This is a genomic window from Cryobacterium sp. TMT1-2-2 (genome assembly GCF_004403505.1).
Taxonomy (GTDB): Bacteria; Actinomycetota; Actinomycetes; order Actinomycetales; family Microbacteriaceae; genus Cryobacterium; species Cryobacterium flavum.
The window spans coordinates 59490-74007 of sequence record NZ_SOGS01000015.1 but is presented as its reverse complement, the minus strand read 5'-3'; the positions used below and the strand labels follow the sequence as shown (position 1 = coordinate 74007).

17 protein-coding genes are annotated in these 14518 nt (G+C 66.0%); 10 read left to right on the top strand and 7 right to left on the bottom strand.

Going from position 1 to position 14518, the window contains the following annotated elements; all coding sequences use genetic code 11:
• Positions 1–119: 119 nt before the first annotated feature.
• Both E3T35_RS09705 and E3T35_RS09700 read left to right on the top strand, forming a co-directional pair.
• Positions 120–1013, top strand: a complete 894-nt coding sequence (locus E3T35_RS09705; RefSeq protein ID WP_134378788.1) for a DUF6545 domain-containing protein — start codon at positions 120–122, stop codon at positions 1011–1013.
• A 23-nt stretch (positions 1014–1036) separates the two neighbouring features.
• On the top strand, positions 1037–1453 hold the full coding sequence (locus E3T35_RS09700; protein WP_241988802.1) for a hypothetical protein: 417 nt from the start codon (positions 1037–1039) through the stop codon (positions 1451–1453).
• A 43-nt stretch (positions 1454–1496) separates the two neighbouring features.
• Here the strand turns inward: E3T35_RS09700 and E3T35_RS09695 are convergent, their stop codons facing one another.
• Complete coding sequence (locus E3T35_RS09695; RefSeq protein ID WP_092339607.1) at positions 1497–1823, bottom strand: antibiotic biosynthesis monooxygenase; 327 nt, start codon at positions 1821–1823, stop codon at positions 1497–1499.
• 145 nt (positions 1824–1968) lie between these two features.
• Between E3T35_RS09695 and E3T35_RS09690 the strand changes: the two genes are divergently transcribed.
• Positions 1969–2631 carry a histidine phosphatase family protein gene (locus tag E3T35_RS09690; protein WP_134378784.1) on the top strand — a complete coding sequence of 221 codons (663 nt, stop codon included), beginning with the start codon at positions 1969–1971 and terminating at the stop codon, positions 2629–2631.
• On the opposite strand, the gene E3T35_RS09685 is transcribed toward E3T35_RS09690, so the two are convergent.
• The 3 genes from E3T35_RS09685 to E3T35_RS09675 form a co-directional block, all read right to left on the bottom strand.
• A complete protein-coding gene (locus tag E3T35_RS09685) occupies positions 2588–2959 on the bottom strand; it encodes an MmcQ/YjbR family DNA-binding protein (RefSeq protein WP_134346616.1) in 372 nt (123 codons plus the stop codon). The genes E3T35_RS09690 and E3T35_RS09685 overlap by 44 nt on opposite strands.
• 9 nt (positions 2960–2968) lie before the next feature.
• Positions 2969–3967: an LLM class flavin-dependent oxidoreductase gene (locus E3T35_RS09680; RefSeq protein ID WP_134346615.1), complete on the bottom strand. Its 999-nt coding sequence runs from the start codon at positions 3965–3967 to the stop codon at positions 2969–2971.
• 63 nt (positions 3968–4030) lie between these two features.
• Positions 4031–4501, bottom strand: coding sequence for an isoprenylcysteine carboxylmethyltransferase family protein (locus tag E3T35_RS09675; RefSeq protein ID WP_134378782.1), 471 nt, complete (start codon positions 4499–4501; stop codon positions 4031–4033).
• 289 nt (positions 4502–4790) lie between these two features.
• On the opposite strand from E3T35_RS09675, the gene E3T35_RS09670 reads away from it, so the two are divergent.
• The 3 genes from E3T35_RS09670 (at position 4791) to E3T35_RS09660 (ending at position 8545) form a co-directional block, all read left to right on the top strand.
• Positions 4791–4985 (top strand): hypothetical protein, encoded by a 195-nt coding sequence (locus E3T35_RS09670; RefSeq protein ID WP_134378780.1) that lies wholly within the window; start codon positions 4791–4793, stop codon positions 4983–4985.
• 467 nt (positions 4986–5452) lie between these two features.
• A complete protein-coding gene (locus E3T35_RS09665; RefSeq protein WP_166789899.1) occupies positions 5453–7387 on the top strand; it encodes an HNH endonuclease signature motif containing protein in 1935 nt (644 codons plus the stop codon).
• A 168-nt stretch (positions 7388–7555) separates the two neighbouring features.
• Positions 7556–8545 (top strand): dihydrodipicolinate synthase family protein, encoded by a 990-nt coding sequence (locus tag E3T35_RS09660; RefSeq protein WP_370449321.1) that lies wholly within the window; start codon positions 7556–7558, stop codon positions 8543–8545.
• Positions 8546–8686: 141 nt separating this feature from the next.
• Here the strand turns inward: E3T35_RS09660 and E3T35_RS09655 are convergent, their stop codons facing one another.
• Positions 8687–10162 (bottom strand): MFS transporter, encoded by a 1476-nt coding sequence (locus E3T35_RS09655; protein WP_134378776.1) that lies wholly within the window; start codon positions 10160–10162, stop codon positions 8687–8689.
• 120 nt (positions 10163–10282) lie between these two features.
• Here E3T35_RS09655 and E3T35_RS09650 point away from each other — a divergent pair, with 120 nt between their 5' ends.
• From E3T35_RS09650 to E3T35_RS09640, 3 genes are all read left to right on the top strand, one after another.
• Positions 10283–10957: a TetR/AcrR family transcriptional regulator gene (locus tag E3T35_RS09650; protein ID WP_134378774.1), complete on the top strand. Its 675-nt coding sequence runs from the start codon at positions 10283–10285 to the stop codon at positions 10955–10957.
• A 2-nt stretch (positions 10958–10959) separates the two neighbouring features.
• Complete coding sequence (locus tag E3T35_RS09645) at positions 10960–11820, top strand: 3-methyladenine DNA glycosylase (RefSeq protein ID WP_370449320.1); 861 nt, start codon at positions 10960–10962, stop codon at positions 11818–11820.
• A gap of 253 nt (positions 11821–12073) precedes the next feature.
• Positions 12074–12637, top strand: a complete 564-nt coding sequence (locus E3T35_RS09640) for a hypothetical protein (protein WP_134346083.1) — start codon at positions 12074–12076, stop codon at positions 12635–12637.
• Positions 12638–12710: 73 nt separating this feature from the next.
• Here the strand turns inward: E3T35_RS09640 and E3T35_RS09635 are convergent, their stop codons facing one another.
• Positions 12711–13112, bottom strand: coding sequence for an ankyrin repeat domain-containing protein (locus E3T35_RS09635; RefSeq protein ID WP_198417767.1), 402 nt, complete (start codon positions 13110–13112; stop codon positions 12711–12713).
• 105 nt (positions 13113–13217) lie between these two features.
• On the opposite strand from E3T35_RS09635, the gene E3T35_RS09630 reads away from it, so the two are divergent.
• Positions 13218–13994, top strand: coding sequence for an alpha/beta fold hydrolase (locus tag E3T35_RS09630; protein WP_104130582.1), 777 nt, complete (start codon positions 13218–13220; stop codon positions 13992–13994).
• Between the two features lie 41 nt (positions 13995–14035).
• Here E3T35_RS09630 and E3T35_RS09625 read toward each other — a convergent pair whose 3' ends face one another.
• Positions 14036–14467: a VOC family protein gene (locus E3T35_RS09625; RefSeq protein ID WP_134378770.1), complete on the bottom strand. Its 432-nt coding sequence runs from the start codon at positions 14465–14467 to the stop codon at positions 14036–14038.
• Positions 14468–14518 lie beyond the last annotated feature (51 nt).

Below are 14518 nucleotides of genomic sequence, written 5' to 3'. Positions count from 1 at the left end.
CGATCACCCTCATCACTGCCTCCGCAGTTCTCTGGATCGCAGCGATCCTCTGTCTGCCGTCGTTCATCAGGGGACATCGTCGTTCGTTATTCTGGTTCCTGGCGACATTCGCCCTCACCATGAGCCTGCAGCCGAAGCCCGTTTACGACGCGGTGGATTCGCTTCTCGGCAGCGTCAACGCCACTTATTTTCTGTTCCATGCCCTGGCGATCGTCACGGTCGGTCTGGCCGATGTGATGGTTCAACAGGCCGTATCCGCATCTGGAGTGACGCGCAAGCGCAAGATGATCACGGCCATCGTCGGGGGTCTGATCATTGCGCTCCAGGCTGCCCTGTTCTTCGCCAGCGACTGGCATACAAAGGCCAATATCTCCCAGTCCTTCATCGCTGAGTGGTCCTACACCGCATATGCCGCGACGACATGGGTCACCATTGCCATTTTTTCCATCTCGGTGCTGTCCGCCTGTCTGGTCGACCTCCGCGCTCAGACCAGGATGGTCACTCGGCTAGCAGTCAAAATACTGAGCCTCGGATGTTTGTGCATTCTCATCTACGCCGTCAACAGCCTCATCGGTGCCACGCAGACGACTCTCGACCCGAACTTCGGTATGCCGGCGTGGCGCGAATCCGTGCAAAAATTAGTCTTGCTCATCGCCCCGATCAGTCTCGGGTTCGGCCTCGGGTTGACTGCGGCCGTCGATGCGCTGGCCGCCGGCCGAGAGAACTACCGCGACCGCGTGCTGCTCTGGCGCATCACACCACTGTGGCGGCGGCTTTTGAGCGACACTCCGCACCTCAGCATCGAGCGGCAGCTCTCACCGCGGCAGCTGCTCACGGTCAGTGGACCCGGCGCGCACCTGTATCGACGACACGTCGAGATTCGCGACAGCCTGCTGCTTCGCCCCGAGCAGGCCGTCACCCCGGCCGAGCTGGCCATTATCGAACTGGCCGAACAGCGAACCCAGGTGGGTCTGCCAGCGACCCCCGCCACCCTCGTCGGGCCGACACGATGAGCGCGCCGCAGAATTGGGGGGACGTGAGCCCGCAGTTGGAGCTGGCGCGCAAACTCAACCTGCTGCTCGATGTCGTCGTGGCCGAGGGCAATACCCCGTACACTTTCCGCCAAATCGAGGCGGGGCTGAAGGAACGCGGACTCACGCTCTCCCGAGCACGCTGGGCCTACATGATCACCGGCGACGGCCCCCTCGTCACCGATCCGGCGCTCCTAACCGGCATTGCCGAGTTCTTCCGCATCCCTCCGGAATACATGCTCGGCGCCGCCGGAGATCTGCCCGACCGGGTCGACGCCCAGCTCGAATTTGTCAAGAGCCTGCGCGTTGCCCGAGTCGTGAGCTTTGCGGCGCGGATGCTCGGCGACGTTTCCCCCGAAACCCTGCGGTCGATCACCCAGCTGCTTCAGGAGGACGGCACCGAGGCAGGCCCGCCCGCGTAGGGCGGCAGGACCGCCTTCGCGGGAACCCGGCAGCCCGGATGCTTTAGCTGGCGGTCCCGCCGGCGATCGCATAGGACCACAGCTCACTGCTCACACCGACGGGGCGCGCTTTCGGCTCGCCCTCCTTCGGGGTTTCGCTGCGGTGGCCGTGGGCAAAGGACGGGGAGGTCAGCCAGGCCTGGAATGATTCCTCGTCGGCCCAGCGCGTGACAACGAGCCAGGTCAGGCGGTCGTCGGTCGGCTTGAGCAGCTCGAAACCCTCGAAGCCGGGGCGGTCGTCGACGGCTCCGGCGCGGGCCGCGAAGCGCTGGGCGAGTTCGTCGCCGCCGTCGCTCGGTACGGTGATGGCATTGATCTTGATGATCGTCATAAAACTGCTTCCTATTCGAACGCTCGAAGGTATTTCCTCCATGCTGCCACTCTCCGCTGCGAGACCGCGCCGTATCGCGCCGTGCCGCAGCCGTCGGCGCATCCGTCTCCCACCGCCCAGCAAGGTTCCCTATGCTGGAACAGACATGCGACTACTCCTGATCCGCCACGGCCAGACTCCCGGCAACGTTCTCGGACGCCTCGATACCGAGCGTCCGGGCCCGGGTTTGACCGATCTCGGCCTGCGCCAGGCCGCCGCGATACCCGATGCCCTGCGCTCAGATCCGATCGACGCCATTTTTGTGTCGACGCTGCTGCGCACGCATCTGACCGCGCATCCGCTCGCCGCCGATCGCGGCCTCGAGCTGCAGGTCGCGTCCGGACTACACGAGATCGAAGCCGGGTCGCTCGAGGGGCTGCGCGATCGGGCATCCGTTCGCACCTATCTGGAAACCGCGGTGGCCTGGGGCTCCGGCGACCTCGACAAGCGGATGCCGGGCGCTCACGACGGTCACGACTTCTTCCGTCGGTTCGACACCGACATCGCGCGGGCCGCTGCCGGTTCTGAGGTCGCTGCGGTGTTCAGCCACGGCGCCGCCATTCGCGTGTGGACCGCGGTCCGCGCGCAGAACGCGCCCACGACGTTCGCGGGCGAAAACGAGCTCGACAACACCGGTGTTGTCGAGCTGACCGGCTCGCCCGAAGAAGGCTGGACCCTGCTGTCCTGGGCCGGCCTGCCCGTGGGCGGCATGGCACTGGCCGACCTCAGCGCTGCCGATCCCCTGGGCGAGCCGCTGTCTGAGGTGTGAGGCGGGGCCGTACGAGCGCGTGACTGTCGCGCAGCAGCTGCTCCACGAGCTCGGCGGGCACGTGGTTGTCCAGCACGATCGTGATCCAGTGCTTCTTGTTGAGGTGGTATCCCGGGGTGATCCACTGCGGAAACTCTTCACGGAGCGCCCGGCTCTCCTCCGGATCAACTTTGAGCGAGACCGTGAACGGCTCGCCGCCGAGGGCGGAGAGTGCGAAGATCTTGCCGTTGCCGCTGGTCTTGAACACACTCGTCTCCTCGCCGAACGGAAAGGTCTCGATCGCCTGGGGCAGGCTCAGGCAGAGATCGACGAGCGTGTCCGGAGTCATGTTAGAAACCTACGCCGATACGAGATTCATGGCATCGGCGGTCAATTCGACCGAACGCAGGCGGCCCTCGATGAGCGGCGACTGGTGCGCGAGAATGAGCTCGTCAGCTCCGGTTCCCGCGGCGAATTCCTCGAGATAGGCGCGTACCTCGTCGGCGGTGCCGACCGCTGAATACCGCATCATGTTGGCGATATTGCGGCCCTCCGGCGTGGTCAGGAATAGGTCGATCTGGTCGTCGCTGTACTCAGGCGTCGCCGGCCCGCGGGAGAGCATGCCGCGCACCCTGGTGCGGCGGGTCGTCTCGAACTGGGCCACGGCATCCGCTTTATCGTCGGCCGCGATCACGTTGGCGGCAACGATGAGGTGCGGCGTGGCAAGCTGCTCCGACGGCGTGAAGTCGCGGCGGTAGAGCGCGATGGCCTCGTGCAGAGCATCGGGTGCGAAGTGCGAGGCGAACGCGTAGGGCAGGCCGAGGGCGGCGGCGAGGCCGGCGCCGAACAGCGAGGAGCCGAGAATGTAGAGCGGCACATTCGTGCCGGCACCGGGAACCGCCTGCACGCCGGGCACGATCGATTGGCCGCGCAGGTAGGCCTGCAGTTCCATGACGTCCTGCGGAAACTGGTCGGAGGCGCGCGGGTCGCGGCGCATCGCTCTGGCGGTATTCTGGTCGCTGCCGGGGGCCCGGCCGAGGCCGAGGTCGATGCGGTCAGGGTAGAGCTCGGCCAGCGTGCCGTACTGCTCGGCGATCACCAGCGGGGAGTGGTTGGGCAGCATGACGCCCCCGGATCCGAGCCGAATGGTGCTGGTCTGCCCGGCGACGTGGCCGATCAGGATGCTCGTCGCCGACGATCCGATGGTGGGCATGTTGTGGTGCTCGGCATACCAGACGCGCTCGTACCCGTGTTTTTCGGCCGTTTGCGCGAGCGCGACACTCGCCGCGAAGCTCTCCCGAGCGGTCTGCCCGGGGGCAATCGGAGCGAGATCAAGAATGGAGAGCGGAATAGTCATACTGGGGCCAACACTCGGGCGGCAAAATCGTTACCCGACACCCGAAACCAGCATGAAAGGGCATCAGCCGCGCCCAGCCAGCCGACCGATGCCCGGAAAGAATCGCCCGACCCGCGCGCCGTAGGAGAGGTAATCGGGGTGCTCGGCCACGAGCATCCGCTCTTCCCACCGCGTCTTCGCTGAAAGCAGGCCGACCAGGGCGAGCCACGCCACGACGTGCCAAGCGGATGCCCCCACCAGCACGAGTGCGACACCGCCGGTCATGAGTCCCGCGTAAATCGGGCTGCGCATGAGCCCATAGACACCTCCGGTGACCAGCGGGGCGTCCTCCCGCGGAATCGGACTCGCGGTCAACGCTGGCCCCAGGCCGACGACGCCGAGCACCGCGAGGGCGGCGCCGACCAGAGCGAACGTGATGGCGGCCACGATGATGCCGACGCCGGGCGACCACAGCGAGCCATGGGGCAGAAAGACCAGAGCCCCCAGCAGCAGAAATTGCACGGTGACCAGGCTCAGCGCGAGCGCACGTTTCATAATTCGAGGGTACGCCCGGGCGGCGAGCCGACCGATCGATCGACGTTACCTCCACATCACCACCGTGTAACGAAATGAAACATTTTCGCTTTCTTGCAGACAATCCGCACCGCGGCGACTTACCCTCAAACGCAGAGACCAGCTCCGCCGACGCTGCCGGAGAGTGACATCGGGCCTCAGATCGGGTCGTGTACTGCACGATCGGTTCGAGGCAAGCGCTGTGATCCGGCACCTGCATTCGCCGGGACACCTCACCTCGGGGTGCCTCCGCTGAACTGGAACTTCAACCATGACTGACGACGAACTCCTCCTTGAAATCGACTACACCGGCTACGACAACTCGTGCCGCGACCCGCACATCACGCCGGCCGAGGACCTGGTCGAGTGCCGTCGCCGGCGCGGCCACGATGACAACATGCACGGCACCCGGTCCGGCGTACGCGCTATCCGCTGGCAGGCAGGAGCCGCTCCCCTGGCCGCGTAGCTCACCGTGCTGTGCTCAACCCCCGGACGGCGCGGTGGCTGCCGCCTCGCTGGGACGGTCATTGTGTGCGTGGCTGTGTCGACGGCTCGCCCTGGGCAGACGCTGCGCCTGCGTCTCGCCGGGGGCCACCGTGCCTGCGGTCGAGGCCTAGGCCCGGAACGCGGGCAAGATTTGGATGCTGCGCCCGGCGAAGATGGGTTCAGCATCACAGATCGCCGCGTGCATCGATCAAAAGAAGCCCTGACGTGTACGTTTCGTGAGAGGAATCCGCTGTTGAATTCGATATTGTCCCGTCGTAAAGGCAAACCGTCACGCGACTAGTACACCCCGAACGGCTTGCAAACAAGAATTTTAGGGTACCGAGACTAAAGCTATCCGCGTCGACCTTCCAAATTGCTTCCATAAATGTTTCTGAGGTTCTATCGTTTTTGTGTTCGATTTAAGGTAGAATGGGTATCAAGGAGGCAATGGCGCCCATGTTCATGGAAAACCCGAGTGAGGCCGGTTCGAACCCCGTCGTTGCGGCGGTGGAGCAGGCTCGGGATGCGTTGTTGGCGGCGTTGGGCGGGGTGTCGTTCGGGTTGCTGGGCGATGAAGAATCACTGACCCTGCTGCTGGCGGTGGAGAGTGTGGGCCGGGTCGTCGACGGGGCCCGGGTGCTCTCTACGACCGATGTGCTGCGCCGTTCCGAATATTTCGATGCTGCCGCCGCAAAGAGCGCCGCCGAGACTGCGGTTGCCCAGGCGTCGTCTGCCCAGAGTGCTGACCGGAGTGCAGCTGAGAGCGATGCTGAAGCGCAGGCCGTGGCACCGAACCGCGTGACGCCGGAGGGTGCTGCGGCCACTCCGAGCGTGGCGGGTGCGGCGGCGACTCTGGCTGCGCCGACGCTGGCCCGTCGGCTCGGCTGCCGCAGCGGCGTCGAGCTGGTCTGCACCCTCGCCCGGCTCTCTCGCAGCGAAGTACGTCAGCGGGTCGTGCTCGGCGAGAAAGCGGGCCAGCGGATGCTGCTCGGCCGCCCGCTGGCCCCCACCTACCCGGTGCTCGGAGAGGCCCTGCAGGGCGGGGAGCTCGGGCTGGAGCAGGCCCGGGTGATCGTGCAGGTGCTTGACGGTCTGCGCTCCTCCGTGCTGGTGGAGGACCTCGACCGGGTCGAGCGCTCCCTGGTCGCCAGCGGCTCCGGGGCGATCACCCCCGAAACCGAGGGACTGCCCGGTGCGGGCATCGCCTTTGCGCCGGAACTGCTGCGGCAACAGGGCATCCAGTGGAAAGCACGCCTCGCCCCCGACGGCACTGCGCCCGGCGAGACTGCGCCGGAGCGGCGCAGCTGGCTCACCTTCGGCACCCTGGCCAACGGCGGCTACAGCCTCAACGGCTGGTTCACCACCCTCGACCGCGCCATCATCGGCAACGTTTTCGATGCGTACCTGTCCGCCGCCGCGGCCAACCCGGTTCCCGGCGCGGCGGGCACCACGACCCCCGGCCCGACCCGAGTCTCCGACACCACTCGGGTTACCGGCGCCGCCCCGGCTACAACTCCGCGTGCCCGGGTCGCCTTCCACGAGACCGAACCCGCCGACGCGGTCGACACCGACACCGACAACAAAGCCGGATCCGAGCGCAGAGCGGGGGTTGAGACTGGACACGACGAGCACGACAACTGCAGCACGCCACCGGAGGGAAGCGACACCGCCGTGAACACTTCGGGCAGGGCAGGGGAAGCCTGCGTGTCGAGCGAGGCGGGAGTCGAACTGGGCTCTGACCCGCCTGAGCCGCTCAGTCCGTGCCCGCAGCAACCCGACGACACCCGCTCCCGCGGTGAAAAGCAAGCCAGCATCCTCCGCGCCGTGTTCGAAGCCGCCGCCCGGCACCCCGACACCCCCACCATGGGCGGAGCCGCCCCCACCGTGCTCGTACACATCAACATCAACGACCTCCTCGACGGCCGCGGCGCCGGCTGGATCGACGGCATCGACGGCCCCCTCACCCCCCACCAAGTCGACGAACTCATCTGCGCCGGCGGCTACCAACCCGTGCTGTTCGGCCACACCGGCACGATCCTGCACCTCGGCACCAGCAACCGATTCTTCAGCGCCCAACAGCGCCGAGCCCTCGCCGCCCGCGATGGCGGCTGCGTCATCCCCGGCTGCACCGTGCCACCCCACCTGGCACAGGCGCACCACGTCGTCCCCTGGCAGAAAGGCGGCCCGACCGATATAGACAACGCAGTCCTTCTCTGCAACGCCGCCCACTCCAGCATCGACACCTCCGGCTGGGACATCGACATCCGAGACGGCCGACCCTGGATACGCGGCCCCCTCCTGTTCGACCCCACCCACACCTGGCGCCCCGCCGGACAAAACCGCGCCGCCACCCCCGCCGAAAAACCCAACTGGAACAAATAAGCCCGAACGGCCCAAGGTACCCAGCACCGGAGCTCGACACCCGGCACCCGGGATGGCTGGGCGGCGCAGACAGCCACCGCAAGGACTATGGCGGGCTCGACAGGCTCGACCAGCGGCGCCGTCGCGACCATAAGACTGATCACGCCCCACTCAGCGCGGCCTCCATCAGTGGATTGGCCCTACATTGCGGAACGAGCGGCCAATCCGATCTCGCAACGTACGGGAGGATGGTCAGAGCGCCGCAAGGCGCGCACACCGACGAAGGGGCACACTCTGTTCACTGGACTCAGCGCATTTCCCCTCACCCCGATCGACGAAAAGGGCATCGATGAGCGGGCGTTCGTCGGTTTGGTTACCCGGCTCGCAGATGCCGGCGTCGACTCGATCGGTGCGCTCGGCTCCACCGGCGGGTACGCCTACCTCAGCCGTGAACAGCGGGCCTGGGCCGCACGCACTGCCGTCGAGGCGGCCGGGACGACCCCGGTCATCGTGGGAATCGGCGCGCTCCGCACCCGCGACGTGCTCAACCTCGCAGCGGATGCCCAGAGCGCCGGCGCCGCCGCGGTACTGCTGGCGCCGATGACCTATCAGCCGTTGACCGACGATGAGGTGTTCGGACTCTACGAGGCCGTCACAGCAGAAATATCCGTTCCGCTCGTCGTCTACGACAACCCCGGCACCACCCACGTCAGGTTCAGCGACGAGTTGCACGGTCGTATTGCCGCGCTTCCCAAAATCGGCTCGATCAAGATTCCGGGGATCGCCGTCGAAGAGGCCCCTGAGAGAATCGCCGTGCTCCGCGCCGTGATTCCCGCTCACGTCACGATCGGCGTCTCCGGGGACTGGCTCGCGGCCGGCGGACTGCTCGGCGGTGCCGATGCCTGGTACAGCGTGCTCGCAGGTCTATTTCCCGAGACCGCACTCGCCATCACGCGTGCCGCGCAGACTGGAAGCAGTGCGGCGGCCGTCGCTGCCTCCGACCGACTCGAACCGCTGTGGGCATTCTTTCGCCGCTATGGCAGCCTGCGCGTGGTGTCGGCGGCGGCGGAATCGATCGGTCTCGTGAATTCGCCCAACCTGCCATTGCCCCTGCTCCCCCTCGACCAAGCCGCCCGGAAGGAACTCGAGGCGGCCCTGGTCAAGCTGGGCTTGAGTTAGCGAGGCCTTGATCCAGCAGCCGCGCCTGGCCCGGCCGGGTCTGCGAGGCCGGGTCTGCGCGGCTGGGACGTGGCATCCGCTTGTGGAGCGGGCACCTGCTCAGTGGCTCAGTCTCAGTGGCGCAGACCCAGCCGCGCAGTCTCAGTGGCGCAGCGAGATGCCGTGCCCGATGCGGCGAAACAGCAAGGCAGCCACGATGGCACCGACAATGAAGAACGACGCCCCCCACCAGTAGGCGACCGCGTAGCTCTGCACGGCGGCCTGGGCGGCGACCGCTGCCGTCGCGGGCAGGTGGGCGGCGACATAGTTGGTGGCCGCGGTGGCCGCGAGGGTGTTGAGCAGCGCGGTGCCGATGGATCCTCCGACCTGCTGGCTGGTGTTGACCATGGCCGAGGCGACGCCGGCGAACTGGCCGTCGACCCCGAGGGTGGCGGTCTGCATCGAGGCGGGCATGATCGTTCCCATCGCGAGTCCGAGAATCATCAGCGGCGGCAGCACGTCGAGCACATAGACGCTGTTCAGGTCGAGGTGCGTGAGGTAGATCATGCCGATCGCGCCGAGGCTCATGCCGAGCGGCACCAAAACTTTGGGGCCAAATCGCGGCACGAAAATGTTCGTCGACAGCTGCGCGGCAAGCACGAGCATGGCGATCATTGGTAGGAAGGACAGTCCGGTCTGCATCGGCGAGTACTGCAACGACGTCTGCAGGTAGTAGGTCACGAACAGGAAGATGCCGAACATGCCCGCTCCGGCGATGAGAATCGAGATGTACGCGGCTGCGCGGTTGCGGTCCAGCACGATGGCCAACGGCAGAAGCGGATGCGCCGCCTTGCGTTGCCAGAGCACGAAAGCGACCAGCAGAATCCCCGCCGCTGACAGGGTTCCCCAGGTAAGGATCGAATCCCAGCCGTCGGTCTCCGCGTTGGAGAATCCGTAGACCAGTCCGAACAGAGCACCGGAGACGAGCAACGTGCCGGGGATGTCGAGCTTGGGGCGAGGGCCCGTGCGCGTGGCGTGGCTGACGAAGATGGCCGCGCCGACGATGGCGATCACGGCGATGACGACGTTGATGTAGAGGTTCCAGCGCCAGTCGAAGTTTTCGGTGAGGTACCCGCCGAGGAGCAGGCCGACGGCACCGCCGGCGCCGGCGATCGCGCCGAACACGCCGAAGGCACGGGCGCGTTCCTTGGGAATCGTGAAGGTCGTCGTCAGCACCGCGAGGGCGGTCGGGGCGAGCAGTGCGCCGAACGCACCCTGCAGTGCGCGGGCTCCGACCAGCATGCCGAAGCTGTCGGCCGCTCCACCCAGCGCCGACGCGGCGGCGAATCCGATCAGACCGATGATGAAGGTGCGTTTGCGGCCGATCAGGTCGGAAAGGCGACCGCCCAAAAGCAGCAGGCTGCCGAAGGCGAGCGAGTATGCCGTGACGATCCACTGGCGGTCGCCGTTGGAGAAGCCGAGATCGGCCTGGGCCGACGGCAGCGCGATGTTGACCACGGTGGAATCGAGCACGACCATGAGCTGGGCGAGACCGACCACGCAGAGGGTCCACCAGCGACGGGAGGTAGGTGGTGCGGCGACGATTTTGGGCGACGCGACGGAGGAAGTCTGTGACATGTCGGATACTCTATACGAAACTGAGTAGTTCCGGATCTTAACAGTTCCTGAATATGCGATAATTTTACGAGTACGAAACACCAGGCACGAAATAGCAGGCACGAACGAAGGGGGCCAGCCATGACGCTCGATGCGAGCCTGCTCGAGGAGACCGTCGAGGAGGCCCCGAAACTGGGGCGCAAACGCGACCACACGCGCGACCCCGACATTCTCGACGCCGCCCTCGAAGTACTCGCCGAAACCGGCTACGACGGAATGACCATGGAAATGGTGGCCGCCCGGGCCAAGGCGGGCAAAGCCACGCTCTACCGTCGCTGGCCATCCAAGGGCGAACTCGTCATCGACGCCGTCGCCTGCATGAAACGCGGCGACTTCGACCGCGACCACCTGCCAGACACCGGCACTCTACGCGGCGACCTCGTGGCCATGATCAAGCCGCACGCCATCGAAGATGGCGCCCGCAAGATGCGCATCATGGCCGGACTCATGTCGATGATCTCCCGCAACCCCGAGCTCGCCGAGGTGGCGCGGGCGGCGATCGTGGAGCCGCGGGCATCCGCTAATCGAATTCTGCTGCAGCGCGCCATTGACCGTGGCGAGATTTCGGAGCACTCCGACATCGATAACCTCGCCATGCTCAGCCAGTCCATGGCCATCTACCGCGTGCTCGTGCTGCAGAAACCGGTCAATCGCGACTTCTTCATTCAGCTGATCGACGGCGTTGTGCTGCCCGCGGTCGGCCTGGGCCGCCCACTCGCCACGGTTGACGGCGGGGCGGGTGCAACGGACACGTGACAGTGACAGTGAACACGGAGACTCGCGTGCTCGGGGCCACCAAGTGGCGAAGCCTCGAGCAGGACCACGAACACCGCGCGGACGCGCTCACTCGGGCCAGGCGCGAGCGCGCGGCGACCGGTCAGACGCATCCGGTCGACGATTTTCTGTTCACCTACTACCCGTTTCGTCCCGGCCTGCTGCGCCGTTGGCATCCCGGTGCCGGCGTGCTGCTGCAGGACGCCGCCGACGACCCCCGCGCCAGCTGGAAGTGGTATCGCACGATAGGCACCGCCAGCCAGGTGGATGCTGCGGCCTTCTCCGAAAAGAACGAGCGCGTCATCCGTTTCATCGTAAATCTCCTCACGGCCACCCGGCAACGACCGGCCCACTTCGGCTGTTTCGGCCTGCACGAGTGGGCGATGGTCTACCGCCAGGGCGAACACCGGCACGTCGCGCCGCTGCGCCTCGGCCAGAGCGACACGGATGCCGTCGTCGCCGAAAGCCGCATAGCGTGCAGCCATTTTGACGCTTTTCGATTCTTCACTCCCGCAGCCCTGCCGCTCAATCGGCTGCAGCCGACCCGGGAGAACCAGCCGGCGATGGAGCAGCCCGGCTGCCTGCACGCCGGAATGGACATCTATAAGTGGGTAATCAAGCTCGGGCCCCTGGTTCCCGGTGAAGTTTTGCTCGACTCCTTCGAACTCGCGCGCGACATTCGCCGGCTCGATATGGAGGCCTCCCCCTACGACCTGAGCGACTGGGGCTATGCGCCGGTCGAAGTCGAGACCCCCGAGGGCAAAGCCGAGTATGTGCGCCGCCAACGCGGTTTCACTGAGCGCAGCAACCTGCTGCGCGATCGGGTCGTGAGCCTTCTCGCCTGAAATTGCTCGCGATTGCTCGCGATTGCTCGGTTGCCGCGGTTGCCAGCTTCTTTTCAGGTTTTGCCTCCGCGACGAGCGGATGCCCCTCGCCGCGGCGATCCTGGCGGGTCACGGCGAGTGCGCGCCCAGCTCAGAGCGGTCGGCAGCACCCATTTGGGTTATGCCGACCAAACCACATTGGCCGGGGCTCCGGACCATCTGTGCGGCCCGAAAAGACCTCGAGGCCGGAACAGAACAACGAATTGGAGCTCTCATGAACGCGATCACGAAGCACACGAACATTCGCAAGATCACCGCGCTGGGCATCACCGGCGCCGCAGCATCCGCTCTTATCATTGGTGGCTTCGTCGCCCCAGCCCAGGCGTTCGACGGCGACAGCACGAGCACCACGACGAGTACCAGCACCTCCACGGACAGCTCTTCGAAGCAGAACCGCCTCGACCTCATCGGCGACCTGTTCAACCTCTCCGGCAACGACTCGACCGGCAACGGCGTGCTCGGCAACGACACCTCGCTCGGTGGCGTGGCCAACGGCGGTCTGGTGAACGGCGGAGTCGTCAACGGCCCGCTCGTTTCAGACTCGCTCAACGGTGACGTCGCCTCGGGCAACGAGGTCGGCAACGGCGCGTCCGTCGGCAACGGCAACGACGTGGTCGCACCGATCGAAGCCCCCATCACCGCACCGATTGACGCCGGCAACGGCACCGATGTCGGTGGAGTCGACGTCGAAGATGTCAACAGCGGCGACATCAACAGCTCGGTCGACTCGATCGTCAACGATGTTCTCGGTGGCCTCGGCCTCGGACTCGGCCGCTAACCAACCCACCAGCAGCCAGGGCGTCTCCCCCTCGGGAGGCGCCCTTTTTGTGTGCGGTCGGTCGCGCGGGCAGTCAGTCGCGCGGGTACGACTCGATGATCTCGCGCATGCGGGGCAGGCCGAACTGGTCGGCGATGGCCACCCCACTGTGCGTGCCGAGGCGGGGGTCGGCATCCGCTTCGAGCAACAGCCGCAGAATGGCTTCGTTACCCCGAAAGACCGCACACGAGATCGCGGTCTGACCCATGGCGTTCACAACGGATGCGTCCGCCCCGCGCCGAAGCAGCTCACCGACGGTCTCGGGCTGCTGCTGGTAGGCCGCGACGATGAGCAGGGTGTCGCCCCGCGGGTTGAGAACGTTGAGGCCGACTCCGGCGTCGATCATTTCGCCCAGCGGACCGGTCTGGCCGTCGCGGGCGAGGTTGAAAACGCCCTCGATGACCTCGGGGCTGAGCCCGGATGTGTTCTCGTTCACTGCACTGCTCTCGCTCGATTACCGTTGGCCCAGCGTAACCGGCGCGGGGCGGAGGTGAGCGATTGTGGTAAACAGCGACCGCAGCATCCGTGGTGAGATAGGGGGATGTTGCACCGAACCGCGCCCGAGCACCGTTTTGTTCCGTCCCTGGACGGCGTGCAGCTGGCCACCTATGAGCTCGGAGATCCCGAGAATCCGACCGTTTTCGTCGTGCACGGCTTCGCGTCGAGCGCGATCGCGAACTGGCACGCCACCGGCTGGACTCGCGACCTCACCCGCGCCGGCTTTCACGTGATCGGCATCGACCAGCGTGGCCATGGCGCAAGCGACAAGCCGCACTCCCCCGACGCGTACACGATGGAGCTGCTGGTCGGCGACGTCGAGGCCGTACTCGACGCCTACCTGCTCACCGAGGTGCGCTACGTCGGCTACTCCCTCGGCGCCCGCGTCGGCTGGCAGGCCGCCCGCGAAATGGGTGGCCGCATCACGCAGGCGGTGCTCGGCGGCATTCCCGACGGCGATCCGCTGAAACGTTTTCAGATAGCGGATGCCCGCGCCCACCTCGAGCACGGCACCGAAGTAACCGATCGCCTCACCGGCATCTTCCTCGAGATGGCGAAGGCCCAGCCGGGCAATGACCTCGCGGCGCTGGTTGCCTTGGTCGAAGGAATGCGTGGCGGGCCGCAGCCCGGGCCGACCAACGCGCCGAACCAACCGGTGTTGTTCGCGACCGGAAGTGAGGACAGCATTCTCGATGCATCCAGGGCGTTGGCCGAGGCCACACCGAACGGTGGCTTCTTCGAGATTCCCGGCCGCAACCACTTCAACGCGCCCACGTCACGGCCGTTCCGCGAGGCGGCGATCGAGTTTCTGAAGGCTTAGCTTCTGAAGGCTTAGCTTCTGAAGGCTTAGCTTCTGAAGGCTTAGCCGAGCGACACGGTTCCGTCATCGTCGACGTGCCAGCCGGGGTTGTGCGCAATCTCCCAGATGACGCCGTTCGGGTCGGCGACGTGGCCGTGAAAGATGCCGCCGAAGGCGCCGTCCTGGGCGGGCTTCAGCACGGTTCCGCCGGCGGCTTTCATGGCGGCAATCGTTGCAGTGACGTCGTCCCGGCTTTTGAGGTTGTGCGAGAGGGTGATGCCGGTCGCACCGGTGGTTGTGTGTTCGCGTTGTAAGTCTTCGTCGAACTTCCGAGCGTCGAACAGGCCGAGCATGAGGCCGGGACCAACCTGGAAGAAGACGATCTCACCGGGAACGTCCACGAGCGGAGTCCAGCCCAGGCCGTCACGATAAAACGTGCGAACCGCCTCGAGGTCGCTGGTGGCCAGGGTGATGAAATTTACGCGTTGTTCCATGCATCAAGTCTTACAGCCCGGCCTGAGCGTGGGTCAGTTGTCTGCATGGCG

Bases quoted from the DNA above. Each gene is read 5' to 3' on its own strand.
- E3T35_RS09705 (WP_134378788.1), top strand. From the start codon at position 120: ATGAGCCTGCAGCCGAAGCCCGTTTACGACGCGGTGGATTCGCTTCTC.
- E3T35_RS09695 (WP_092339607.1), bottom strand. From the start codon at position 1,823: ATGACGATCATCAAGATCAATGCCATCACCGTACCGAGCGACGGCGGC.
- E3T35_RS09690 (WP_134378784.1), top strand. From the start codon at position 1,969: ATGCGACTACTCCTGATCCGCCACGGCCAGACTCCCGGCAACGTTCTC.
- E3T35_RS09685 (WP_134346616.1), bottom strand. From the start codon at position 2,959: ATGACTCCGGACACGCTCGTCGATCTCTGCCTGAGCCTGCCCCAGGCG.
- E3T35_RS09680 (WP_134346615.1), bottom strand. From the start codon at position 3,967: ATGACTATTCCGCTCTCCATTCTTGATCTCGCTCCGATTGCCCCCGGG.
- E3T35_RS09675 (WP_134378782.1), bottom strand. From the start codon at position 4,501: ATGAAACGTGCGCTCGCGCTGAGCCTGGTCACCGTGCAATTTCTGCTG.
- E3T35_RS09670 (WP_134378780.1), top strand. From the start codon at position 4,791: ATGACTGACGACGAACTCCTCCTTGAAATCGACTACACCGGCTACGAC.
- E3T35_RS09665 (WP_166789899.1), top strand. From the start codon at position 5,453: ATGGCGCCCATGTTCATGGAAAACCCGAGTGAGGCCGGTTCGAACCCC.
- E3T35_RS09655 (WP_134378776.1), bottom strand. From the start codon at position 10,162: ATGTCACAGACTTCCTCCGTCGCGTCGCCCAAAATCGTCGCCGCACCA.
- E3T35_RS09650 (WP_134378774.1), top strand. From the start codon at position 10,283: ATGACGCTCGATGCGAGCCTGCTCGAGGAGACCGTCGAGGAGGCCCCG.
- E3T35_RS09640 (WP_134346083.1), top strand. From the start codon at position 12,074: ATGAACGCGATCACGAAGCACACGAACATTCGCAAGATCACCGCGCTG.
- E3T35_RS09630 (WP_104130582.1), top strand. From the start codon at position 13,218: ATGTTGCACCGAACCGCGCCCGAGCACCGTTTTGTTCCGTCCCTGGAC.
- E3T35_RS09625 (WP_134378770.1), bottom strand. From the start codon at position 14,467: ATGGAACAACGCGTAAATTTCATCACCCTGGCCACCAGCGACCTCGAG.